Below are 24,582 nucleotides of genomic sequence, written 5' to 3' on the forward strand. Positions count from 1 at the left end.
GGGCTAATGCAGTATATGCGTGAAAAAAGCCGGAGGGATAAACAACACGTCATCGTTGGTTTGTTGTCCGGCTTTTGAAAAACGTTTTCTTTGTTAAAGTGCTATCGCAAAAAATTCGGCCCGTTTTACAGGGTCGGAAAGATCCAGTATGTTCATATGATGATGCATGGGAGGAACGGTTCTGGAATACAGCCGGAAATGGCTGCGCACAGTCGAAATTTCTATCACGACACCGGAAAAATCCAGTATTTCACAACTTTGAAAAACCCTTTCCGATTCAGGGTTGTTGACCTGTTTATCAGGCGCATTCCATATCGGTCGGAAATACTCGATCAGTGCCGCCTGTTCCATACAGGTTTTCTGGAATTCATTTAGGGGATGATCCTTTGTGGACAGAAAACGGGCATCCTGTGCTTGCAAGCCTTGTGGCATCAGGGCACCTAGCATCGGAATCAAATCATAGGGAAGATATTCAAAGGCATAAACGATAATGTCATCGTCCGGCAGAGCCTTGCGCATTCCAGCCAGCAATTCCTGCAGGGCTTTATTACTCCGAACCTTTTCAAAAGCGGAAAGAGTTCCTTCCTTGTAAACATTACCTGCGTACAGCACTTCCAGATCATTAACCCAGGGTTCCTGTTTCAGGATTTCGGGGCGTTGCGAGAGGGTATGAGCAGACAGCTTTCCAACCGGTTCGCCTTGTCCGTCTACGATATGGATTTCATTATGCGGGGCCGGGGCCAGAACAAAGGATTTCTCATTTTCGCCGAGCGGAATCACAAGTGAAAAAGGGATTGTCCTGATCTTACCTTCAACGCGGCAAAGCAGCTTGCCGGAAATACGTTCGCCATCCACGGAAAAATCCGGATCAAATGAAAAACGGGGGCGCCGACAGAAAAGAACTATCTGTGAAATCGTGAGGATATGGTTAATGCGTTCCCCGAAATCCATATTTTCACGAAGTTCTCTGGCAGGCAAGGCAACGCCAGCCCAGGAACGCAGATGGAGGCTCAATCCGGACAAGGGTTTTCTGGCAATATCATTCATCTGGCAATATGCAAAGGAGCGGGCTGGTGGACATACCGGTACTGTATCCAAAATTACCAGCCAGCTGCAAGTCATGACGCTTGATTGGCATCAGTCATCTGCCAGTCATTTGGCGAATTTGTACCGGCAGATTTGTCTTGGGGAGGGTAAATATATCTTTCGTGTCTTATATATGGGTTATTCTCATAACTGACACGCGGAAAACAAAAAAGGGTTACGTCAAAAACGTAACCCTTCAGTATTTCTGGTAGGCCGTGCGTGACTCGAACACGCGACCAACGGATTAAAAGTCCGCTGCTCTACCAACTGAGCTAACGACCCGAAAGACATGCATTATAGAGACCGATAGATGTTACTGTCAAGAACTTGTAGAATATATTGTATTCAAATTTTCACATTTTTTTCTTATGATTGTTTTGGGCATTGAATCGTCATGTGACGAAACCGGAATTGCGCTTTACGATACCGATAAGGGATTGCTCTCGCATGCGCTTTATTCACAAATTGCATTGCATGCCGAATATGGCGGTGTGGTGCCTGAGCTTGCCTCACGGGACCACATCCGTCGTATCGTCCCGCTTCTTGAACAGGCGTTTGAAAAAGCGTTATTGACGCCACAGGACGTGAATGCGATTGCCTATACAAAAGGGCCCGGACTGGCTGGCGCACTTCTGGTCGGCAGCTCCGTTGCGTCCAGTCTCGGGCTTGCCCTGAACAAGCCCCTTATCGGAGTGCATCATCTGGAGGGACATTTGCTCTCTCCACTGCTGGCTTCAAAACCTCCTGTTTTCCCGTTTGTGGCCCTGCTCGTTTCCGGTGGCCATACCCAATTGATGCGCGTCGATGGTGTTGGCCGCTATGAGTTGTTGGGGGAAACACTCGATGACGCTGCCGGTGAAGCTTTCGACAAATCGGCAAAACTGTTGGGGCTTCCGTATCCGGGCGGCCCTGAAATATCACTTCTGGCGGAAAAAGGAAATCCTGAGGTGTTTCATTTGCCGCGTCCGATGTTGCATTCAAAAGATTTGAATTTCAGTTTTTCAGGCTTGAAAACAGCGGTATTGACGACCCTGAAGAAGCAGGGGGATTCGCCTTCGGAACAGGTCAAAGCCGATATTGCGAGGGCCTTCGTCAATGCGATTGTCGAGGTTCTGGCTGCAAAGTGTGCCCTGGCATTGCGACAGACTGGCCTGAAACAACTGGTTGTGGCCGGTGGCGTCGGAGCCAATCGTCAACTGCGGGCAGCATTGAATGGCATGGCGGCGAAACGGCGTTGTCAGGTTTTTTATCCGGAACTGGAATTCTGTACCGATAACGGTGCGATGATCGCTTTTGCCGGTGCCATGCATCTGATGCAGAATCCGGATGCTGCACAGAAAGATTACGCTTTCACTGTCCGGCCAAGATGGCCACTGGAAGAACTGACCGTTTAACAGTACCTTGTCTTACGGCTGATGGGCTTCGCATTCTGCCGAAAGGCGTGCGCCATGTCGCGCAATCATCAGTTCTTCATAAGTGGGCAGAATCCAGATGGACACGGGGCTCGTGTCCTTGCTGATTTTCAGTTCGCCCAGCTGGTTTGCCCGTTCGTCAAGCTCCAGACCGAGCCAGTCGAGCTGTTCACATACTGCTGCGCGGATTTCCGGCGAACGTTCGCCAATGCCTGCGGTGAATACGAATGAATCCAGTCCGCCGCAGGCTGCTGCGAGAGAACCGGTTTCCCTGACGACCCGATAGACGAAGAGTTCAAGCGCCGTTTTTGCCGACGGTGCGTCACTCTTCATCAGGTCACGGACATCGTTGCTGATACCCGAAACCCCCAACAATCCCGATTCCTGATAGAGCAGCGTTTCCAGTTCCTTTGCGTTCATGCCTTCGTGCTGGAGAAGATACAAAATGACGCCCGGGTCGAGCTGGCCGCACCGGGTTCCCATGACGAGTCCGTCGAGTGCAGAGAAGCCCATTGTGCTGGCGACGCTTTTTCCGCCGATCATCGCACACATGCTTGCACCACTTCCAAGATGGGCGATAATGGTTCGTCCCATGGCGGCGTGCATGTCGATATGTTTCAGTTCCATGCTGACGTATTCGAAAGAAAGGCCGTGGAAGCCGAAACGCAACAGGCCTTTGTCCGTCAGCGACTGGGGCAAGCCATAGAGCTTGGCGATATAGGGGTTCGTCTTGTGAAAAGACGTATCGAAGCAAACGATCTGGCACAGGCCGGGGTAGCGGGCTGCGAGCGTGTCGATAACCGTCAGAATGCGCGGCTGGTGAAGGGGAGCCAGCGGGATGAGTTTGCGCAGGTTCTCAAGAACTTCGGGTGTGACCAGAATCGGTTCGTCGTAAAGAGTCCCGCCGTGGAGCATGCGATGACCAACGGCACTGAGATGGTCGGGCGCCAGAAATTTCTCGATCCACTCAATCAGAAATGCCAGCAGTTCATCGAGCGATGTCGCCTTGTCCCAGTGGTATTCGTCAATCTGGTACTTGTCATCATCGAAAGCAATAAAAAAAGGTTTGTCGCTTCCTATGCCTTCAATGCCGCCATCCGTGCGGCGTTCAAGCCGTTTGTCATGCGTTTCGGCGAACAGGGAATATTTCAGGCTGGATGAGCCGGCATTAATCACCGCGAAAAAACGCTGGTTTGCATGTGTGTCCAATTCACTCATCCGGGCGCTCCTGTATGTGCTTTTTTACTATTCTAAATGAAACGCGACTTTCTCTGGCATTGAAAAGCCCGTTTGTTTCGTCATTTGTTCATAAACAGGCGATATGCGAGAAAAAGGTTTTTTCATACGCGTACTTTATTGTTTTTCCAGAGATGATTTCTTGTGAGGAAACAGGAACTGATTCAAAAAATTCGGGATAGAAAAAACTTCATTTACAAGTCCGCACCATAAATGCGATAGAATCCGACAATTGATGGAGGCTGCCGCTAAAAAGGGTGGCATGTGACGTGAAATATGAATCCGACTGAACCGTTGAAAAAAGATATCGTCGAGTTCGAGGGGCCTTCTGTTCCTCTGGCTACTCCGGGATATCTCCATAAAATTTACTGGTGGGCGTACGAGCATCCTCTGGCTGTCCGTTTCTGGGATCATGGCTTGCTCATCAACCTGATCCTTCTGGGCAATTACGACCGTCTTGTGGACGCTGTCCTGGAAGAATTCCCTTCCCCCATGACGGGATCGACCTTGCAGATTTCGTGCGCATACGGGAAACTGACACCGCGCCTGCAAACCCATCTCGGCAAAGATGGCACTCTGGATGTGATCGATGTATTGAATGTCCAGCTCGAGAATGTCCGCCGGAAATTGAGACGGCCGGACGACAGAATCCGGCTGATCCAGTGTGACGCAACCGATCTGCATTGTCCGGATGAATCTTACGACAGGGCGCTGATGTTTTTCCTGCCGCATGAATTGCCTGAAGACAAAAGACGGCAAGCGCTCGCCGAAGCTTTCAGGGTCGTCAAGCCGGGTGGGCAAATCGTTCTGGTCGAGTTTCACAATCCGAACTGGTGGCATCCCCTGAAATGGTACCAGCGGCTGGTATTTTTACTGTTTGAACCGTTTGCGATGGATATGTGGCGCCATGAACTGGCGGATTATTTTCCAAAGGGGGCAAATTATTCTGTAACAAACATGAAATCGTATTTTGGTGGTCTTTACCAGAAGCTCGTTATTGTCAAAAAATGAATGGCGTCATGGTAAGGCAAGCCTTTCAATAGCGTTTTGAATGAAGTATTTACGACACCTTGTCGTAAATTAACTATTGCGTTGAAGGGAATTCGGATATAATCTCAGGTTTTCCGTTCGAACTTTTTTTTGGAAGACTTATGGTCGTTATTCGTTTAGCTCGTGGTGGCGCAAAAAAACGCCCTTTTTATCAAATCGTCGCAACCGATTCCCGCAATCGTCGTGATGGACGTTTCATCGAACGCCTCGGCACGTACAATCCTTTCGCAGCTGAAAGCGAAAAAGGTATCACTATTGCAACAGACCGTCTGGCCTACTGGCAAGGCGTTGGTGCAAAACTGTCCCCGACGGTTGCACGCCTCGTTGCCTCGGCCAAATAATCGGCTGCTTTAAATTTGGCAAACAGGGCCGGTCATATCGAGGTTCCATCCGACCTGATTGAGGTCGGTCATATCAGCGGTGCCTATGGCATCCGCGGATGGGCGAAAATTGTGCCTTATTCCGCAGAAGCCGAAGCGATGCTGAGAGTAAAAGACTGGTGGCTGGATTTGCCTGACATGCATAACGTCAAGGTTATGCAGGCCAGAAGACAGGGCGATGAAATCGTCGCCCATTTTTCCGGTATAGACAACCGCGAGGCTGCTGAAGCCTTGCGGGGTTCTGTCATTTGCATTTCCCGCAGCCGTTTTCCGGAATTGCCGGAAGACGAATATTACTGGGTCGATCTGATCGGACTTTCCGTTTTCAATCTTCGCGGCGACGCGCTGGGAACGGTCAGGGGCCTTATAGACAATGGGGCTCATCCTGTTTTGCAGGTGGCTGTTGAAGATTCCGAAAACAAGGTCAGGGAATTGCTGATTCCGTTTGTCGATCAGTTTATTGACGATGTTGACCGGGAAGGCGGAAAAATAACAGTTGACTGGGAACTGGATTATTGATTTCCTGTCAGGTTTTATGAACAGTCATTTTCGATTCGTTTGTGATGCAATTTGACATCATCACCTTGTTTCCCGAAATGTTTTCCGCTTTGACGGATTCGGGCATTACAAGAAGGGCATTTGAAGAAAAAAAATGTTCCCTCTCTTTGTGGAATCCTCGCGATTTTACGCAGGACAGACATCGAACCGTGGATGACCGGCCTTATGGCGGTGGTCCGGGTATGGTCATGATGGTGCAACCTCTGGAAGACGCCATCAATGCAGCAAAAGAACGGCAGCGTCAGTCGGCAGTAACTGAAACTAAAGTCATTTATCTCTCACCGCAGGGAAAGCCGCTTGATCATCGGAAGGTGATGGAGCTGAAGGATTTGCCGGGTCTGATTTTGTTGTGCGGCAGATACGAAGCAGTTGATCAGAGGCTGATCGACAGCTTTGTCGATGAAGAAATCAGCATGGGCGATTTTGTCTTGTCCGGCGGTGAAATTCCGGCAATGGCTTTGATGGATGCCGTTATCCGCCAGTTGCCAGGCGTTTTGCATGATGAATTGTCGGCAGTGGAAGACAGTTTTGTTTCGGGAATTCTCGACTGTCCGCATTACACCAGACCACCGGAATACAAAGGCGTTGCGGTCCCGGACATTCTGACAGGCGGCAATCATGCTGAAATCGAAAAATGGCGTCGTCAGCAGGCACTTCTGATGACGCAAAGGAAAAGGCCGGATCTGATCGAAAAGGCCGATCTTGAGGGAAGTCTTTCCCGTGAGGATAAAGCGTTTTTAAGTAGTCGTAACAAGCAGTATGGTGTATAGTAGCAGGATGAACCTTGTGTTCATTTTTTATTAACCGTCATCCTATACCGGGTATCAGTCGCCAGACATAAAAGGAATTGTTCCAGTACGCCGGCACGATGGCATCAGGAGTTGAAATGAATCTGATTCAGCAATTAGAAAAAGAAGAAATCGAACGTCTGGGCAAAAGCATCCCTGACTTCGCACCAGGCGATACCGTCATTGTCAGCGTTATGGTTGTTGAAGGCAACCGTAAACGTGCACAGGCTTACGAAGGTGTGGTTATCTCCCGTCGTAACCGTGGTTTGAATTCAAACTTCATCGTCCGCAAGATTTCTTCAGGTGAAGGTGTCGAACGTACATTCCAGTTATACTCTCCACTGATCGCTTCCATCGAAGTCAAACGTCGTGGTGATGTACGTCGCGCAAAACTGTTTTATCTGCGTGAACGTTCTGGCAAGTCTGCACGTATTAAAGAAAAACTGCCTAGCCGGAGCGCAAAAAGCGCTGAATAATTGAGCTTTCAGTTCAGTTACGTAAGGGGGCATCTTCGGAGCCCCCTTTTTTGCATTGCAAGGAGGAAACGTGGCTAAATTGGGATTTGAACCAGAAAATCTTCCTGTCGATTTTGTCGGCAGCGGAGAGGCAATTGACCCGGAAAAACTGACTCCGGAATGGATACGCAAACGTTTTTCCAATCCTCCTGTCTGGAAACCGGAAATCAATTCGGAACCGGCTTTCGTCCATCGTGACAGATGGATACCGGCCGCTGTACTGGTGCCTCTCGTGGACAGAAAAGACGGCCTTTCCCTGATGCTGACGCAGCGTGCCGCCCATATGCACGATCATCCTGGACAAATCAGTTTTCCCGGTGGCCGCGTCGATTTGACGGACAGTACCCGTATTGAAACGGCCTTGCGTGAAATGGAAGAAGAGGTCGGTATCGATCGCCAGCACGTCAGTGTTTTGGGAACCCTGCCGGAATACCGGACGGGGAGCGGTTACAGGGTTACGCCGGTGGTTTCCATTGTCACGCCTCCATTCGATCTGCATGCCAATCCGGATGAGGTCGCTGAGGTTTTCGAAGTTCCCTTTCCGTTTTTTATGGATGGAACCAATTACCAGATGAGAACGGCAGAGTTTCCGAATGGCGCGGGAAAAAGGTCTTTTTATACCATCCCTTATGAAAACCGTGTTGTCTGGGGTGCAACGGCCGGGATGTTGCGTAATTTGTACCATTTTCTCAGCGCAAAATAATAGTGCCGAAAAACGTCAATCCCCTACAATTATCCGAAACTGGCATTAGAATGGCGATATTGGCTGGCTTCGACAAGTTTGCCAATACGTTTTTCAGGCGCCGGAAAGATGGTCAGGTTTGATTCCAATGACCGGCTCGGTTAATGTATCGACAGGTCGGCTTTTTCTGGATTCCCATGTTTTTCTTCTCGATTCTTTGTGCATTGCTCATTGACCACTTTCGGCCAATGCGTACAAATAATCTTTTTTTGGCCCTGTTGCGCGCGACAGGTGCACATGTCAGATCCTGGTGCGATACGGGAACGTCGCATCATGGCTGTCTGGGCTGGATTGTCGCCAATGCCATGCTCGCCATACCGGTATTGATGGTGTACTGGATTTGCCAGCTGATTCATCCTCTTTTAGGCCTGCTGTGGAGTATTCTTATCCTGTATCTGTGTATGGGATTCAGAAATTACAACCATTATTTTTCAGCCATACAGATGGCTCTGTTAAACGGAGAACAAATGCAGGCACGAAATTTGCTTGGAGAATGGTGTGATTGCGATGCGTCGGCAATGGACACGGCTGATATTACCCGTATGGCGATCGAAAAAGCGTTGATCAGCGTCCAGAAGGATGTTTTCGGCATTATTTTCTGGTTCGTTTTGCCATTCGGTCCTGCAGGTGCAATACTGTACCGGTTTTCATCCTATTTGCAAAAAAGCTGGAATGAACCGGACGATAGCGACAGTTTCGGGTTATTTGCAAAAAAAATATTTTACTGGATCGACTGGGTACCGGTCAGGCTGACGGCATTGTCGTTCGCAATAGTCGGCAATTTTGAAGATGCGATTTACGCATGGCGAAATTTTGCAGGACGCTGGAAAAACCGGAATATCGGCATATTGCTGGCATCCGCCGGCGGCGCGATGGGTGTCAAGCTCGGGACACCTTTTGAACGGGCCATCCGTGGGACATTTGTTGATCTGAATTCGTTTGTCACGATGGGATATGAATCCGAGTCTTTCCCGGGCGAAGAGCCGAAAATAAGATATTTGCAAAGCGCGCTCGGCTTGATCTGGCGGGCTTTACTGTTGTGGTTGCTATTGTTGTTTTTCTTTTCAATCGCTTTTAACTTTGCCTGACTGAAAAGAAGGGCAGGAAATTGAAAATGGTACAGGTTTAATTATGGTTTCTTCAGTATTGATCAGTGATGCAGTCGAACATCTGACAGCGGGACTTACTCCTGAAGACGGCAAAAAGGTGATGGAAGCCTATGTATTTGCCAAAGAGTCCTATGGTGATATCCATATTGAAAGTGGTGAGCTGGCAATTGACTATTCGAAAGCCATCGGTTTGATACTGGCGGAACTGAATACGGATTCCCAGACGCGAAGTGCCGGTTTGCTGGCTGTTTTGCCAAGATATAACCCGGAGATTGCCTCGCAAATAGAATCGCGATTCGGGGTGGAAGTATCCAATCTGGTCGATAGCGTCATCAAATTATTCAAACTGCGTGATCTCACCGGCAATCTGGAAGAGATCGCCCAGGGAAAAAATGCTGCGCAGATCAGGAAGGCACAAGCCGAAACCTTGCGCAAAATGCTTCTGGCAATGGCTGCCGATATGCGTGTCGTGATGATACGGCTGGCTGCGCGAATGGCTTCCTTGCGATATCTGGCGAAGATCAAGAAAGATACCAGTGACAGACGCCAGTATGCCAAGGAAACACTCGAAATTTATGCGCCACTGGCGAACCGGCTCGGCATCTGGCAGGTCAAGTGGGAGCTTGAAGACCTTTCTTTCCGGTTTATCGAACCGGATGCTTATAAAAACATAGCCAAAAGTCTGGAAGAAAAACGGACCGAGCGGGAAGAATTCATCCGGCTCATGATCGAACGCCTGAAAAAAGAGCTGGAAAAAGTCGATATCAGGGCGGAAGTTTATGGCCGTCCGAAACATATCTACAGTATTTATAACAAGATGCGCGGAAAATCCCTCGATTTTTCGCAAATGTACGATTTGCGCGCCGTGCGGATTATCGTCGATGACATCAAGAGCTGCTTTACCGTACTGGATATTGTCAACAGATTGTGGACGCCGATACTGGAAGAATTCGACGATTACATTTCCCGTCCGAAGCCCAATGGTTACCAGTCTCTGCATACGGTTGTCGTTGCCGAGAACGGGCAACCTTTCGAAGTGCAGATACGGACGCAGGAAATGCACAGGCTGGCTGAATACGGTGTGGCAGCCCATTGGAGATACAAGGAAACAGGCGGTTCGACTTTCGTTGCCCAGCAGTATGACGAAAAAATCTCGTATTTGAGACAGCTTCTCTCATGGAAGACAGAAGTGGATGATGTCGTTGTCGATGAAGACAACGCTCATAAGGAATGGGTTGAAAAGATCAAGGCAACGACACTCGATGACCGGATTTATGTGCTGACTCCACAGGCGCGAGTGATCGATTTGCCGCAGGGAGCGACACCGATTGATTTTGCCTATCAGGTTCACAGTGACGTCGGTCATCGTTGCCGGGGCGCAAGGGTCGATGGCGTCATGGTACCGCTCTCTACGCCACTGAAAAGCGGACAAACAGTCGAAATCATCACTGCCAAGGGCGCGACAGGCAATATCGGTCCTTCCCGTGACTGGTTGAATCCAGAGTATTCCGTCAACCCCAGAACGCAGGCAAAAATCCGTGCGTGGTTCAACGGGGTCGAATATCAGGAAACCGTTGCATCTGGCCGCGGCATTATCGAAAAGCTGCTTCAGCGTGAAGGAAAAACGGCGGTCAATCTGGAAGATCTCGCACGCAAACTGGAATTTTCCAAAGTTGAAGAATTATTTTATGCTGCCGGCAAGGACAAGCTGAATCTTCGCAATGTCGAGGCGATTCTGCATGGCAATGACACACCGAAGGAGACGAAACAGGACGACGATATTATTCGCAAGAGCCGGTCGTCAAGCGTTGCCAGCGGAGCGAAGTCGGGCATTCTGGTCGTCGGAACGGAAGGCCTTTTGACCCAGATGGCAAAATGCTGCAAGCCGGCGCCACCCGATCCGATTGTCGGTTTTGTAACTCGAGGAAAAGGGGTTTCCATTCACCGGAAAGACTGCAAGAATTTTCTGGAAATGGAAAAAAAGGCTCCCGAACGTGTCATCCAGACGGCATGGGGAACTCCGGAACCCGATACGGTTTATCCGGTCGATATTTACGTTCTGGCCAATGACCGGCAGGGATTGTTGCGCGATGTGTCCGATATTTTCATGAGAGAGAAAATCAATGTTATCGGTGTTCATACGCAGAGCCACAAGGGTCAGGCGAGGATGTCGTTCACCGCTGAGATCGCATCGACGGACAACCTTGGAAAAGCGCTTCAGATGATTGGCGAAATCAATGGAGTGACCGAGGTAAAGCGTCATTGAAATGCAGATATGATATTTTCACATTTTTGTTGAATTTCAGTAGCACGTTTTCCGAAGCTCTTCATCCGATTTGGGAAAACTTTTTTATAAGACAGGTTTAACTGTTAAACTATTGAAATAAACGATGCATTGGTCGGTTTTCCGTCATTTCAGGGAACGACCGAAAGACAGGAAAAGTTGGGATAATAATGAAAAAATTGTATTTGTTTTTGACTACGCTTCTTCTGGGCGGCGCAATCATGTCTTACAAGTTGTTTGACACCAATTTCTCTTCCGAGGGAATACAGGAATGGGCTCTCGATGCGCTACTGATTGCTGCCATTCTCGGATTTATTGCAATGAAATGGCTTAAACACAAAGGTAAACTTGATTGATTGTTTCACTCATGAACGTCATTTTCGTGGCGTTCATTGATGGCTTTTTCACCTTTATTAAGCTGGATTGAATCTGAAATAATCCGCTTTCATTTTCAGGTCTGCAATCATGCCTCCGCTTATCCATATCCAGTCTGTCTTTTTCAGACGCTTGTTTCTCCTTCTTGTTTCGCCTCTCTATTTTCCTCTGATTTTTGGAATCAGGTTTGTCAAGGGCGTCCTGGGCGCTTGTGCGGAATTCAGGGAGATGTTCGTTGCCGTATGGCGGGGATTTGACGAAGAGGCCGAGTTGTTGCCGTGTCCTTTTTGTGGTGGCGACGCCTTGCCTGACGGATGGCGTACACAAGGAGGCGCGTCAGGACCGTCATGCGACCAGTGTGGTGCAACAGCCTGGTCCGCCTATACCTGGAATTCCCGTATTTCCATATCGTCAAAAAACGACGATTCCAGTCAGAGTGGCAAGCAACCGCAAAATTCTGACAATCATTAAGAATCACCGTCTTGCTGCAGCATATATTAAGCTCATCAGCCAATAGGGTTTTTCTGTTATTGGTTTTTCTACTTTCGCAAGCCTGTTTTGTAACATCTTGTAAGGGATAATAATTTTTTACAGCGGAGATGGAATCAACTAGAATCTAAGCTTTTCCATAAATATGTACTAAAAACATGTTCTGTTGTTAGTGCATATTCACTAAAAAGTTTTCAAAATGAAGCTTTTAAAATCTCCGTACTTGACAGCCTGTATTGCTATCCTTACGTCACTTTCAGCCTTTTTTTGCTGGATGATTCTCGATTATCACTACATGGTCGATTATTTCGTCCAGGAAAACGGCCCTGTAGAAAACGTCACTCTGGTTGCTTACGTTGTGGCGATAGCCGCCATTCTGTATTACGGGCGCAATGTCCTTTTTGTCCGGACAAGATTTGCGCTATCCATCATGCTTGCCTATATGTTCATGAGGGAAGCGGATATGCACAAGTGGTTGAACGGCCTCTCTATTTTAAAAATCAAATTCTGGCTTTCCGGTGAAATTCCCCTGATAGACAAGTTCTGGGCTGTCGTTATTCTCGTGCCGGTTTTGTGGATGCTCTACTATTTCCTGAAAAATTATGCGCGACAGGTCTGGACTGACTTCTGGCGCAAGGAAGCTTATGCCGTCAGTATTTTCGTTTTTCTGGCTGTTCTTGTCATTTCCAAGATATGCGACCGATCCCTGAACATGATGACCGAGATGTGGGGATGGCAGTTCGATATATGGCTGAAAGCACTTGTCACGGCTCAGGAAGAGTTTCTTGAATGTATTTTGCCAGTACTTGTCATGGTCGGTGTGTTGCAATATCGTGAATCGCATGAGTGGAAAGCGACATATGTCGAATCTCCCCTCTTCTCCCTGTATCTGGTCATTCTGACATCCTTAACCGCTTTGATTGTATGGGCCGTATTGCCCAGTGCCGATATGCTGAAATTCGTTGAGGAAAACGGCACGGTTGAAAATCTGACCCTGTTTTTTTACGGGGTCGCTATTCTTGTCATTGTTTTTGGCCAGATTCAGGCGCGTTTTTCCACGAAACTGGCAACGATTATCATGCTGGCTTACATGTTTATGCGGGAGGCGGACTGGCATAAGTCGGTTAGCAGTGAAAGCATCCTGAAAATCAAATTCTGGCTTAACGGCCAGATTCCGGTATCCGACAAATTGCTGGCTATTGCCATTTTGTTACCAATTGTCTGGATGCTGGTTTATTTTGTCTGGAATTACACAAAGAAGTTCTGGAAAGCGCTTTGGGACGGAGAAGGGTATGCCGTCAGTATTCTCATGTTTCTTGTCACGCTCGTCACTTCCAAGGTACTGGATCGTTCCCTGAACATGCTGACTGAACTCTATCAGATGCATTTCCCTGAATGGCTTGTTGCCTTGCAGACTTCGCAGGAAGAATTTCTGGAATGCCTTTTGCCGATTCTGATTATTGTCGTGATCGCTCAGTACAGGCGTAGCAGAAATATCTTTGCATGGTCATAAATGCCCGAATGTGTTTTATGAAATTTGCTTTTGGATAATTTGTTCGGTAAAAGATAAGAAAGTTGAACGAGTAAACAGTTTTTTATTGGAAACATGGCGGAAAGAGGCCGTTTAATTGCATTAAGCGGACAGTTGTACAAAAAAATAGTATGTCATTGATGGACTTTATTGCTAACATATATACCCGTAAAAAGAAGTAACCCTTCTCTATGCGCACAAGTCGTGTTCACACCAAGAATACGCGTTTGAAACGGGCCATTAGGCAACTGCATCAGACAACGCATGATTGCCCGCCCGGACAGAGCTGCAGTAAGAGTCTGCGCCTGTTATTTGCGCTTATATATGAGCCATTCAGTGAGAATTGCCAGGCTGACCGCAGGGCGAATGGCACCGATAGAGTTGTCAACACGCACAGATTAGGACAAGAGAAACGTTATATGAGTGAACGTACAAAATGCTACCGCTTGCAGGTAGCCGATAGTCTTTACCGTTTTATTGAAGAAGAAGCACTTCCCGGAACGGGAATCGATAGTGATACATTTTGGCGCGGTTTCGATTCCATCGTACATGAAATGGGTCCGAAAAACCGGGCTTTGCTGGCAGAGCGTGAACGTTTGCAGGAAGAACTGGACAACTGGCATCGTCTGAATCCAGGCCCTGTAAAGGATATGTCCGCTTACAAGGCATTTTTGAATGATATCGGATATCTGGTGCCGGTTCCCGCCGACGTCAGAATCGATCCGAAAAATATCGATACCGAAGTTTCCACACAGGGAGGCCCTCAACTGGTCGTTCCCCTGACGAATGCGCGATACGTGCTGAATGCCGTCAACGCCCGCTGGGCAAGCCTGTACGATGCTCTGTACGGTACCGATGCCATCAGCGAAGAAGATGGCGCCACACGCGGAAATGCATACAATCCCGTCAGAGGCCGCAAGGTTATCGCTTTCGCGCGCAAACAACTCGATGAATTTATCCCGCTGGTATCCGGTTCTCATCTGGATGCGGTCAGGTATTATGTCAAGGATAAAAAACTGGCCGTTGTCCTGAAAGATGGTTCCGAAACAACGCTGAAACAGCCGGAATGGCTGGCAGGCTATACAGGAGACGCTGAAAATCCTGCTTCCTTGCTGTTCAGGCAGAATTACATGCATATCGATCTCCAGTTCGATAAAAATGATCCGATCAGCAAGGATGATCCTGCCGGTATACGCGACATCATTCTTGAAGCTGCAACGACCACCATTTTAGACTGTGAAGACGCTGTCGCTGCAGTCGATGCAGAAGACAAGGTCGTCATTTACCGGAATCTTCTGGGCGTCGTGAAGGGCGATTTGCAGGAATCCGTTGCCAAAAACGGCACGACTTTTGTACGCCGCCTGAGCAAGGACCGCGAATACCAGTCCGTCAATGGTGAAAAATTCACATTGCCGGGCCGCAGCCTCCTTTTTGTCCGTAACGTCGGATTGCTGATGAACAATCCTGCCATACTGGATGAAGACGAAAACGATATTTTCGAAGGCATTCTCGATGCTGTTGTCACGACACTGATCGTCAAGCGCGATCTGGAAAACAAGATCAGTTCGAGAGCCGGTTCCATTTATATCGTCAAACCGAAACTGCATGGCCCGAAAGAAACGGCTTTCACAAACGAACTGTTCAACAAGGTTGAAAAACTGCTTGGCATCGCTCCGAATACCGTCAAGATCGGCATTATGGATGAAGAACGCCGTACCAGTGCCAACCTGAAAGCCTGCATTGCAGAAATCCCGCAGCGTCTCGCATTCATCAATACAGGTTTCCTTGACCGTACCGGCGATGAAATCCATACTTCAATGGAAGCCGGCCCGATGATCCGCAAAGGCGACATGAAAAAAACGCCATGGATCAGTGCCTACGAAATCAACAACGTTCAGGTCGGACTGGAATGCGGCATGCGTGGCGTGGCGCAGATCGGCAAGGGCATGTGGGCCGCTCCGGATCTGATGGCTGACATGATTGCCGTAAAAGGCGACCATCTGAGAGCGGGCGCCAATACGGCATGGGTACCGTCGCCGACGGCAGCCTGTCTGCACGCGCTGCATTATCATCAGGTCAATATCGAGAAGACGCAGGCCGAAATGGAAAAACAGCCTTTCGTAAACGTACTCGACGACCTTCTGACCATTCCGGTAACCGACCAGCCAAACTGGTCTGCTGAAGAAATCCAGCAGGAACTGGACAACAATGCGCAAGGTATTCTGGGTTACGTCGTTCGCTGGGTCAATCAGGGTATCGGCTGCTCCAAAGTACCTGACATTCGCGACATCGCCCTGATGGAGGACCGCGCAACGCTGCGTATTTCGAGCCAGCACATCGCCAGCTGGCTGCGTCATGGCATCACCAACGTTCCTCAGGTCATGGATACCTTAAAGAGAATGGCTGCCGTGGTCGACCAGCAGAATGCCGATGATCCGACATACCGGAAAATGACCGAAGACCTCGAACATTCTCCGGGATTCAGAGCTGCTTGCGATCTGGTTTTCAAGGGATTGTCACAGCCATCCGGCTATACCGATCCACTGCTCCAGAACTGGAGACAGAGAGCCAAGGAACAGTTCAGGTGCTGTTGTTGCTCGTGAAGTAAAGAAATGAGTGAAAACAGGATTTGATTGTTTCCACAAGGTTTTATTGAACAGCTTTCCGATTCGTTCGGGAAGCTGTTTTTTTATACACGGAAGAATCTGTCGCCCTGGCTAAACCGGAATATATCGACAGGGATGGGAAGGACAATAAAAAAGCCTCGAAACAATTGTTTCAAGGCTGAATAGGTAGAATCAATAAATTGCCAAGCGTTATGGTGCCGGGAGCCGGAATCGAACCGGCACGGTGTTTCCACCGGCAGATTTTGAGTCTGCTGCGTCTACCAATTTCGCCACCCCGGCAACGCTTGAGCATTATCGCTGATTTGCCTCTGGAGAGCAACTGAAACGCTTATTTTTGAGGGAGTTTTGTGTCTAAAATCGTAAAATGTTCCACGACTGGTGGACGGACGAAAAAAGGGCCGACTACACCACGCCATTGGAGGAATGCCGGAGATCCACGAAAGTCGATGGTATGGTTTTCCAGCGAGGCCCAGTAATTCATCAGAACGTAACGTTCAGGCGATTCAAGGCACTTGTTGATCTGGTAACCCACGAAACCTTTGGCGTTGATAAGGTGTTCCTGGATGCCGTGTTCGATGGCTTTGTCGAATTCGGCCTGCTTGCCGGGATGAATCAGAATGTCGACCAGTTCAAGGATCATGTTGTTTTCCTGTCCGTAAAAGAATTTATTTTAACATTGGGTGCTGATGACTGCATTAAGCTGACTTGCCAAGCCTGACGCTGTCGGATAGCGTATGTCGTCGATCCACTTGACGAGCGGGATCGTTGCAGGCAGCAAGGGCTCGACGTGGATCGATCCCTGCCATGAGAATTTCTGGCCTTCCCGGCTTTGAGGAACACCTTTCCAGTCATGGCTGATGTAGAAATGCAGGCGAACATGGGCATGGGGATAGACGAATTCAACACCACACCATGGATCGGCTGAAGCGATGGCGATTCCCAGTTCTTCCATGAATTCGCGTTTGAGTGCTTCTTCGATCGTTTCTCCGGCCTCGACTTTTCCACCGGGAAATTCCCAATACCCTTCATAAGGTTTGCCGGCAGGTCTTTCGGCAAGCAGGATATCGCCGTTGTCTTTCATCAGAATGCCGACGGCGACATCGATCGGATCGTTTTTTTTCACCTGGTTTCCTTGTTATCCCATAATGAGCCGTTGGGATCGGCAGCAGGGGCTGCAATGCCGAAATGCCGATAGGTTGCTGTCGTGGCGATACGTCCACGTGGAGTGCGCTGGAGATATCCCTGCTGGATCAGGTAGGGTTCCAGAACATCCTCGATGGTATCCACTTCTTCGCCAATGGCGGCCGCCAGATTGGCGATGCCGACAGGGCCGCCACTGAACTTGAACAGAACGGCTTCCAGCAGTTTCCGGTCCATCAGATCAAATCCGACCGGGTCCACATCGAGCATTTTCAGGGCGGCGTCAGCCATGTCGTGCGTGATTTTCCCGGTGCCTTTGACTTCAGCATAGTCTCTGACGCGCCGGAGCAAACGATTGGCAATACGGGGTGTTCCGCGGGCGCGGCGGGCGATTTCCCGGGCGCCCTCTTCGACTATCGGCGCTTTCAGGAGCATGGCACTTCGTGTCACGATTCGTGTCAAGTCGTCGATATCGTAAAATTCGAGCCGTGCCACGACGCCGAAACGATCCCGTAACGGATTGGTCAGCATCCCTGCACGAGTCGTTGCACCGATCAGGGTAAACGGTTGCAAGTCCAGTTTGACGGATCGTGCGGCAGGGCCTTCGCCGATCAGGATATCGATCTGGTAATCTTCGAGTGCCGGATACAGAATTTCCTCGACCACTGGCGACATACGATGGATCTCGTCGATAAACAGCACGTCATTGGCTTCGAGATTGGTCAGGATAGCGGCCAGATCGCCGGCCCTTTCCAGAACAGGCCCGGACGTTTGCCGGAGATTGACGCCCATTTCACGGGCGATGATATGGGCCAGCGTGGTTTTGCCCAGTCCGGGAGGCCCGAAGAGCAGGGTATGGTCCAGCGCTTCATTACGTTTTTTGGCTGCCGCAATGAAGATTTCGAGCTGTTCGCGTGTTTTATGTTGCCCGACATATTCGTTGAGCAATTTCGGGCGCAAGGCCCGTTCGATCGCTTCCTCGTTAGGAGAAGCGGGCGAGGCATCGATAATTCTTTTTTCGCTGAAGTCGTCCGTTTGAATGCTCATACCTGAATTCCGTTTTGTCTGAATCAGCCTTTGGACAAGGCTTTCAGTGCCATTTTAATCCCGTCCGAAACGCTACAGTCGTTTGGTACCTGTTTGATTGCCAGTATCGTTTCTTTCTCGGAATAGCCCAGCGCAAGCAAGGCGTTTTGAATGTCTGCCATTGCATCGTTCTGGACGCTGCTGGAAATGGCAGACAGGGCACCGGTTTCCAGTTTGCCTTTCAGTTCCAGTAACAATCGCTCAGCCGTTTTCTTGCCGATACCGGGAATACTGGTCAGACGGGAAGCGTCCTGAAGGGCGACCGCCTGAGACATGTCGTTAACCGACAGACCGGACAGCAAGGCAAGCGCAGTACGTGCACCAACACCGGAAATGCGGATCAATTGCCTGAAAAGGGCGCGTTCGTCGAGACTTCCGAAACCGTAGAGCACATGAGCGTCTTCACGGATGGCCAGATGCGTGAACAGCGTGACTTTCTCGCCTACAGCAGGCAGATTATAGAAGGTACTCATCGGTACGTCGATTTCGTAACCGACGCCCTGACAATCGACCAGCAGTTGTGGTGGATTCTTTTGCAGCAAGATACCCTGTATGCGACCAATCATGAGATGTATGAAGAAATGAATTAAATGATCTTTATATTACCGGATAAGTCTGCCCCGTTTAATACGGAATGTGTTCTGATTGCTCAAAACAGCTGCTTTTTCCAGTGCTTTTATCGCATCGAATCCATGAGCGTGGCAAATGGCGGCACCCAGTGCATCGGCTGCGTCACTTCCGGGAATGCCGGGAAGCGATAGCAGACGCTGAACCATTTCCTGAACCTGCTTTTTTTGTGCCTTGCCGTGGCCGACAACGGCCTGCTTGATTTGCAGGGCGGTAAATTCATAGACGGCCAGTTCGGAAGCGACCAGGGCGCTGATCGCCGCACCACGGGCTTGTCCCAGAAGCAGCGTCGATTGCGGATTGACGTTGACGAATACTTTTTCAATGGCCGCACAATCGGGTTGATACTCGGCAATAATTTCGGAAATACCGTCGAAGATCGTCTTGAGACGCAGAGGCAAACCAGCCTCAGCCGGTGTTTTCACCGTGCCTGAGGCAATATAAACAAGGGAATTTCCTTTTTTGTGGATGATCCCGAAACCGGTTGTCCTGAGACCCGGGTCGATACCGAGGATTTTCATGGCAGACCTCTCGAAATGTGATGTGTCACAGCCATGAAAATCCCTTATCCATCAATGACGGAAATGGCGGATTGATGTGAAGACCATCGCAATGCCGTGTTCGTCAGCGGCAGCGATCACTTCAGGATCGCGTACCGAGCCACCCGGCTGGATGACCGCCGTGGCACCGGCATTGGCAACGATGTCGAGGCCGTCACGGAATGGGATGAACGCATCGGAAGCGACAACGGAACCTTTCAGCGACAGTCCGGCATTTTCGGCCTTCATGGTAGCCGTACGGGCTGCATCGACACGGCTCATCTGGCCGGCACCGATGCCCAGCGCCATGCCGTTTCCACAGAAAACGATCGCGTTCGATTTGACGAATTTGACGACTTTGGATGCAAAGAGCATGTCAGCCATCTGTTGCGGAGTCGGTTGCTGTTTGGTTACGATCTTCAGGTCGGTTGCGATGACGTCGACGATGTCAGGTGATTGCACCAGCAAACCACCGCCGACACGTTTCATGTCAAACGCATTGGTGTTCTTGCCCAGACTGATTTCCAGCAGGCGCAGGTTTTTCTTGCGGTTGAAAATACCTTTCGCTTCTTCCGTGAAAGAAGGGGCGATCAGGACTTCAACGAAGAGTTTGGAAACTTCTTCCGAAGTGCACGCATCCAGCTCGCCATTGAACGCGATGATGCCGCCGAAGGCAGCTTCAGGATCGGTCTGCAGGGCTTTCTGGTATGCGTCGAGCAAATCCTTGCCGACAGCGACACCACATGGATTGGCGTGCTTGATGATGACACAGGCTGGTTCGTCGAAATTCTTGACGCATTCCCAGGCGGCATCCGCATCGCTGATATTATTGTAGGAAAGCTCTTTTCCCTGCAATTGACGGTAGCTGGCCAGTGTTCCCGGCTTGATATCTTTTTCACGGTAGAAAGCGGCGGACTGGTGCGGGTTTTCACCGTAGCGCATGTCCTGGACTTTCTCGAATTGCAGATTGAGAATTTCAGGGTAAGCTTTGCGGTTCTGATGTTTCTTGTCCGCTTTCAGGCTGGACATGTAATTGGCAATTGCACCATCGTACTGTGCGGTATGGGAAAACGTTTTTTTCGACAATTCGAATTTGGTGTCTGTCGACAGGCTGCCGTCATTTTTTTTCATTTCAGCAATGATATCGGCATAGTCGGCAGGGTCGCATACGACAGCGACGTCCTTGTAATTCTTGGCGGCCGAGCGAAGCATGGCAGGGCCGCCGATATCGATATTTTCAATCGCATCTTCCAGCGTGCAATCTTCTTTTGCAACCGTCTGCTGGAAGGGATACAGATTGACGACTACCATATCGATCGTGTTGATGCCGTGTTTTGCGATAGCGTCCATATGGGAAGCCATATCGCGTCTGGCCAGAATGCCGCCGTGAACTTTCGGGTGCAGGGTCTTGACGCGACCGTCCATCATTTCAGGGAAACCGGTGTAATCGGCGACTTCAGTCACGGCAATGCCGTTCTTTTTAAGCAATTCAGCTGTTCCGCCAGTGGAAAGAATGGAGACATTCATTGCAGCCAGTTCTTTGGCAAATTCGACAAGTCCGGTTTTGTCGGAGACGGATATCAGAGCAGATTGAATCATGATGAGTGTGGTAAATAACGATGGAGGTTAAGCCCGAAAAACGGTTTTAAAGCAATTTGTGTTCAAGCAGTTTTTTACGAAGCGTGTTTCTGTTGATGCCGAGTATTTCGGCTGCATGGGACTGATTGTTTCTTGCATGAGCCATGACCGCAACCAGAACCGGTTTTTCAACCGTGTGCATGATCATGTTATAAATGTCGGTAGGCTTCTGACCGTCCAGATCCTTGAAATATTCCTGTAAACTTTGCAGGACGACATCCTGAATGTGCTCTTTGCTCATGTCTATTTCCATCGACGGGTGATTCGCCACCCATCGGCCAATCAGATTTTCAAATATTACGTTATTGTAACCGCTACAGGCCTTGAAGTAGAGTCATAAAGAAGCGATCGACTTCATTTATTTGTTCTTCGCATGTTTGGGCGTGGTTGGCTGCACTGCGCAATTTTTCCCCGTCCGGAAGATTTTTTGCATACCATCCGATATGTTTACGGGCGGTACGCACTCCGACAGCTTCGCCATAAAAAGCGTAATGTTCCTGTAAATGCTCATGCATAATCTGCCGGATTTCATTGAAATCCGGAGGTGGTAAAAATGCGTCATTTTTCAAAAAATAATCGATCTCGCGGAAAATCCAGGGCTTTCCTTGGGCACCCCGTCCGATCATGATGGCGTCGGCCCCCGTTTTTTCCAGAACGGCTTTTGCTTTTTCGGGTGAATCGATATCGCCATTGGCGACAACGGGAATGGATACCAGCGATTTGACTTCGGCAATCGTATCGTATTCGGCCATCCCACGGTACGCATCTTCACGGGTTCTGCCATGCAAGGTCAGGGCGGCGATTCCGGCCGACTCGGCTATTTTCGCGATTTCAGGGGCATTGATGTGCGAACGGTCCCAGCCGGTACGGAATTTCAGTGTGACCGGGACGGAGACGGCATCCGTTACGGCCTCCAGTATTTGTCCGACGAGCGGTTCATTTTGCAAAAGCGCGGAACCGCACCAGTTATTGCAGACTTTTTTGGCTGGGCATCCCATATTGATGTCGATAATCTGGGCGCCCTGATCGACGTTGTAACGTGCACTGTCAGCCATCGTGGCTGGATCGGAACCGACGATCTGGACAGCACGAGGCTCGACTTCACCCTCGTGAATAATCCTTCTGCGGCTTTTGGGCGTGTTGCGCAGCAAGGGATTTGCCGCAGCCATTTCAGACACGGCGTATCCGGCCCCCAGCTTTTTGCACAGCTGGCGGAAAGGACGATCTGTAATACCGGCCATTGGAGCGACAACAAGCTTGTTGCTCAATGTATAAGGGCCTATCTGCATGATCCGAAAGGAAAAAAGGATTATTTTATCAAAAGATTTGCCTAAAAAACAGGCAAAATGGAAAGTCAGAAATGTTTGTAATAATCGACGGCCGGTTTTCTGGCTTCTTCAAGATGAGCGGACTCACCCCATTTCAGCAGCTCAAGCTTTCCGTCAGTGAATCTGAAACGGTTGATGCTGGTATTCAGGACCGGCATTTGGCACCGTGTTCCCAGTGGAATGTTTTGGGCAATACGATATGCTGTTTCGATGACGCCGAAGTGTGTGACGATGGCCAGTTTTTTACCGGGATGTCTCGCCGCGACATTGAAAATGGCGTCAGACGCACGGTGATGGAATTGCCTCGGGCTTTCCGTTTTTCTTTCTCCGTCCGGAAAGAAAAGATCCGGATCGGCAGCGTACCATGCTTCATACAAATCAGGGTAAGTCGCCTTGATTTCATCAGACATCATTCCTTCACAAATGCCATAGCAGCGTTCGCGGAGTGCCTGGTCTGTATGAACAGTCAATTGATGGTAGCGGGCGATTTCATTCGCCGTCTGCCGTGCCCGTTGCAAATCACTTGAAAAAATGACATCCAGCGGCTCAATTTGCAAGGTTTTTGCTAGAGTGAGTGCCTGCAAACGGCCTTCTTCATTCAAAGGGATATCGCTGTGTCCCTGTAAACGCTTCTTTTTGTTCCAGGCCGTTTGCCCATGACGAATGATCAGGATGTCAGTCGCTTGATCCATTTCTTCAGGCTGGCAACTTGACGTCAGGATTCAGGGAGTAAACGCCGGTCATGCTGGCCTTGTCCAGAATGTGTCCTTTCATGGCCGAGAGCACATCCTGACCGGTGAAACGGTCTGACAGGGACAGTTTGTCCGTATCCAGAGCATAAAGTGTGAAAACGTAATGATGCGGGATGGAATCGTTCCAGGGAGGGCATGGGCCGTCATATCCGTAATAATCGCCGGACATATCCTTGTCGCTTGCAAACCATCCTGTGTAATCGTTAATGCCGTGACGGGCGCTATGAAGTGTGTCCGGGCCGTTTTTTCCACGGGCGGTAATGCCGTTGGAATATTCGCCTTCGGAAATGGAATTCATTGAAGCGGGCAGATCGATCATCACCCAATGATAGAAATCCACGCGGGGCAGATTGGCAGGAACGGTTTTGCCTTCCTGGTTAACATCGTCCCCTTTGGACGGAACGTCGTAATCATGGCATATCAGCACGAGTGAGCGGGTGCCAGCAGGCAAATCACTCCATTGGAGGTGGGGATTTTTATTGTCCGACATGGCGGCATGCGTAGCCCGGTCGATTTTACAGAAAGCGAATTGTGACGGAATGACTGCACCATCCTGAAAAGAGTTGCTCCAGAGTTTCATATTAGCTCCTGATAGTCCGATGGTAAAAAAGAGATAGCGTTATTTTGCCAGATGACAGCGGATTTCTGAATTATTTTCGGGATGTATCCAGCCAGAACGTGACCGGCCCGTCATTGGTCAGCGACACTTTCATGTCAGCTCCAAACTGGCCTGTCTGAATGCCGGGCAATTTCAGTTTTGCCTGTGCGACGAAATAGTCGAACAGTTTTTTCCCGATATCGGGAGGGGCAGCCGGAGAAAAGGACGGTCGCGTTCCCGATTTTGTATCGGCAGCCAGCGTGAATTGGGGAACGATCAACAGTTCGCCACCGATAGCTGTGACTGACAGGTTCATTTTATCGTTTTCATCCGAAAAGACACGATAGCCGAGCAAGCGGTTCAAAAGAACATCAGCTTCTTTTTCCGTATCGTTCTTTTCGGCACACAAAAGTACGAGAAGACCTTTCCCTATATGTCCGATTTCCTGATTGTCGACCGTGACACTGGCCTGGCTGACGCGTTGTAGCAGAGAGATCATGCATCATCCTCATAAATGGAAAATCAAATGATGAATTTTACAATCAGCAAAGTAAAACATCATCAAAATAAAAGAGTGTTTTCAGAATGGATGAGTTGAGATGATTTTTGTAAAACATTCAAAAACTTGCCTGCGGTAAATATGAAGTTAAAGTATAATGTGATCAAGCTTATTTCCGAACTTGTTCTGAAGT

At 49.3% G+C, this 24,582-nt stretch carries 26 protein-coding genes and 2 tRNA genes; 13 read left to right on the forward strand and 15 right to left on the reverse strand.

Annotated elements, in window-relative coordinates; all coding sequences use genetic code 11:
* Positions 1–93: 93 nt before the first annotated feature.
* Entirely contained in the window at positions 94–1,047 is a 954-nt protein-coding gene (locus tag BRW83_RS03160; RefSeq protein WP_005881611.1) for a hypothetical protein, read from the reverse strand.
* 245 nt (positions 1,048–1,292) lie between these two features.
* A tRNA-Lys gene (locus tag BRW83_RS03165) sits at positions 1,293–1,368 on the reverse strand.
* Positions 1,369–1,454: 86 nt separating this feature from the next.
* Here BRW83_RS03165 and tsaD point away from each other — a divergent pair.
* Positions 1,455–2,480 carry a tRNA (adenosine(37)-N6)-threonylcarbamoyltransferase complex transferase subunit TsaD gene (gene tsaD, locus BRW83_RS03170; RefSeq protein WP_005881609.1) on the forward strand — a complete coding sequence of 342 codons (1,026 nt, stop codon included), beginning with the start codon at positions 1,455–1,457 and terminating at the stop codon, positions 2,478–2,480.
* A gap of 12 nt (positions 2,481–2,492) precedes the next feature.
* On the opposite strand, the gene BRW83_RS03175 is transcribed toward tsaD, so the two are convergent.
* Positions 2,493–3,716 carry an acetate/propionate family kinase gene (locus BRW83_RS03175; protein WP_050757742.1) on the reverse strand — a complete coding sequence of 408 codons (1,224 nt, stop codon included), beginning with the start codon at positions 3,714–3,716 and terminating at the stop codon, positions 2,493–2,495.
* A gap of 294 nt (positions 3,717–4,010) precedes the next feature.
* On the opposite strand from BRW83_RS03175, the gene rquA reads away from it, so the two are divergent.
* From rquA to BRW83_RS03235, 12 genes are all read left to right on the forward strand, one after another.
* A complete protein-coding gene (gene rquA / locus BRW83_RS03180; RefSeq protein WP_005881605.1) occupies positions 4,011–4,745 on the forward strand; it encodes a rhodoquinone biosynthesis methyltransferase RquA in 735 nt (244 codons plus the stop codon).
* Between the two features lie 140 nt (positions 4,746–4,885).
* Positions 4,886–5,125, forward strand: coding sequence for a 30S ribosomal protein S16 (gene rpsP / locus BRW83_RS03185; protein WP_005881603.1), 240 nt, complete (start codon positions 4,886–4,888; stop codon positions 5,123–5,125).
* A 15-nt stretch (positions 5,126–5,140) separates the two neighbouring features.
* A complete protein-coding gene (gene rimM, locus BRW83_RS03190; protein WP_005881601.1) occupies positions 5,141–5,683 on the forward strand; it encodes a ribosome maturation factor RimM in 543 nt (180 codons plus the stop codon).
* A 44-nt stretch (positions 5,684–5,727) separates the two neighbouring features.
* Positions 5,728–6,492 (forward strand): tRNA (guanosine(37)-N1)-methyltransferase TrmD, encoded by a 765-nt coding sequence (gene trmD / locus BRW83_RS03195; RefSeq protein ID WP_005881599.1) that lies wholly within the window; start codon positions 5,728–5,730, stop codon positions 6,490–6,492.
* A gap of 116 nt (positions 6,493–6,608) precedes the next feature.
* Positions 6,609–6,986 (forward strand): 50S ribosomal protein L19, encoded by a 378-nt coding sequence (gene rplS, locus BRW83_RS03200; protein WP_036603162.1) that lies wholly within the window; start codon positions 6,609–6,611, stop codon positions 6,984–6,986.
* Between the two features lie 70 nt (positions 6,987–7,056).
* Positions 7,057–7,728, forward strand: a complete 672-nt coding sequence (locus BRW83_RS03205; protein WP_036603159.1) for a CoA pyrophosphatase — start codon at positions 7,057–7,059, stop codon at positions 7,726–7,728.
* A gap of 176 nt (positions 7,729–7,904) precedes the next feature.
* On the forward strand, positions 7,905–8,855 hold the full coding sequence (locus tag BRW83_RS03210; RefSeq protein WP_005881593.1) for a CobD/CbiB family protein: 951 nt from the start codon (positions 7,905–7,907) through the stop codon (positions 8,853–8,855).
* 43 nt (positions 8,856–8,898) lie between these two features.
* Positions 8,899–11,142, forward strand: coding sequence for a RelA/SpoT family protein (locus BRW83_RS03215; protein WP_005881591.1), 2,244 nt, complete (start codon positions 8,899–8,901; stop codon positions 11,140–11,142).
* A 188-nt stretch (positions 11,143–11,330) separates the two neighbouring features.
* Positions 11,331–11,516 (forward strand): hypothetical protein, encoded by a 186-nt coding sequence (locus BRW83_RS03220; protein ID WP_005881589.1) that lies wholly within the window; start codon positions 11,331–11,333, stop codon positions 11,514–11,516.
* Between the two features lie 109 nt (positions 11,517–11,625).
* Positions 11,626–12,006, forward strand: coding sequence for a Lar family restriction alleviation protein (locus tag BRW83_RS03225; protein WP_036603156.1), 381 nt, complete (start codon positions 11,626–11,628; stop codon positions 12,004–12,006).
* Between the two features lie 292 nt (positions 12,007–12,298).
* Positions 12,299–13,537, forward strand: coding sequence for a hypothetical protein (locus BRW83_RS03230; RefSeq protein ID WP_005881587.1), 1,239 nt, complete (start codon positions 12,299–12,301; stop codon positions 13,535–13,537).
* Positions 13,538–13,974: 437 nt separating this feature from the next.
* The gene (locus BRW83_RS03235) at positions 13,975–16,158 is read left to right on the forward strand and encodes a malate synthase G (protein WP_005881585.1); all 2,184 of its coding nucleotides are present in this window, start codon (positions 13,975–13,977) and stop codon (positions 16,156–16,158) included.
* A gap of 216 nt (positions 16,159–16,374) precedes the next feature.
* Here the strand turns inward: BRW83_RS03235 and BRW83_RS03240 are convergent.
* From BRW83_RS03240 to dtd, 12 genes are all read right to left on the reverse strand, one after another.
* Positions 16,375–16,461: transfer RNA gene (locus BRW83_RS03240), tRNA-Leu, on the reverse strand.
* 49 nt (positions 16,462–16,510) lie between these two features.
* Positions 16,511–16,822, reverse strand: a complete 312-nt coding sequence (locus BRW83_RS03245; protein WP_005881583.1) for an antibiotic biosynthesis monooxygenase family protein — start codon at positions 16,820–16,822, stop codon at positions 16,511–16,513.
* Between the two features lie 30 nt (positions 16,823–16,852).
* Entirely contained in the window at positions 16,853–17,305 is a 453-nt protein-coding gene (mutT, locus tag BRW83_RS03250; protein WP_005881581.1) for an 8-oxo-dGTP diphosphatase MutT, read from the reverse strand.
* Positions 17,302–18,369: a Holliday junction branch migration DNA helicase RuvB gene (gene ruvB, locus BRW83_RS03255; RefSeq protein WP_005881579.1), complete on the reverse strand. Its 1,068-nt coding sequence runs from the start codon at positions 18,367–18,369 to the stop codon at positions 17,302–17,304. The genes mutT and ruvB overlap by 4 nt, the downstream gene beginning before the upstream one ends.
* 23 nt (positions 18,370–18,392) lie before the next feature.
* On the reverse strand, positions 18,393–18,974 hold the full coding sequence (ruvA, locus tag BRW83_RS03260; protein ID WP_005881577.1) for a Holliday junction branch migration protein RuvA: 582 nt from the start codon (positions 18,972–18,974) through the stop codon (positions 18,393–18,395).
* Between the two features lie 36 nt (positions 18,975–19,010).
* Positions 19,011–19,556: a crossover junction endodeoxyribonuclease RuvC gene (gene ruvC / locus BRW83_RS03265; protein WP_005881575.1), complete on the reverse strand. Its 546-nt coding sequence runs from the start codon at positions 19,554–19,556 to the stop codon at positions 19,011–19,013.
* Between the two features lie 51 nt (positions 19,557–19,607).
* Positions 19,608–21,173 (reverse strand): bifunctional phosphoribosylaminoimidazolecarboxamide formyltransferase/IMP cyclohydrolase, encoded by a 1,566-nt coding sequence (gene purH / locus BRW83_RS03270; RefSeq protein ID WP_005881574.1) that lies wholly within the window; start codon positions 21,171–21,173, stop codon positions 19,608–19,610.
* A gap of 46 nt (positions 21,174–21,219) precedes the next feature.
* Complete coding sequence (locus BRW83_RS03275) at positions 21,220–21,453, reverse strand: helix-turn-helix domain-containing protein (protein WP_036603151.1); 234 nt, start codon at positions 21,451–21,453, stop codon at positions 21,220–21,222.
* 73 nt (positions 21,454–21,526) lie between these two features.
* Positions 21,527–22,501 (reverse strand): tRNA dihydrouridine synthase DusB, encoded by a 975-nt coding sequence (dusB, locus tag BRW83_RS03280; protein ID WP_005881572.1) that lies wholly within the window; start codon positions 22,499–22,501, stop codon positions 21,527–21,529.
* Positions 22,502–22,566: 65 nt separating this feature from the next.
* Positions 22,567–23,232 carry a histidine phosphatase family protein gene (locus BRW83_RS03285; RefSeq protein WP_005881571.1) on the reverse strand — a complete coding sequence of 222 codons (666 nt, stop codon included), beginning with the start codon at positions 23,230–23,232 and terminating at the stop codon, positions 22,567–22,569.
* 4 nt (positions 23,233–23,236) lie between these two features.
* Positions 23,237–23,872, reverse strand: coding sequence for a YbhB/YbcL family Raf kinase inhibitor-like protein (locus BRW83_RS03290; protein WP_005881570.1), 636 nt, complete (start codon positions 23,870–23,872; stop codon positions 23,237–23,239).
* A 70-nt stretch (positions 23,873–23,942) separates the two neighbouring features.
* Positions 23,943–24,389 carry a D-aminoacyl-tRNA deacylase gene (gene dtd, locus BRW83_RS03295; protein WP_005881569.1) on the reverse strand — a complete coding sequence of 149 codons (447 nt, stop codon included), beginning with the start codon at positions 24,387–24,389 and terminating at the stop codon, positions 23,943–23,945.
* Positions 24,390–24,582 lie beyond the last annotated feature (193 nt).

The sequence above is a fragment of the Oxalobacter formigenes genome (assembly GCF_002127965.1).
Classification (GTDB): Bacteria; Pseudomonadota; Gammaproteobacteria; order Burkholderiales; family Burkholderiaceae_D; genus Oxalobacter; species Oxalobacter formigenes.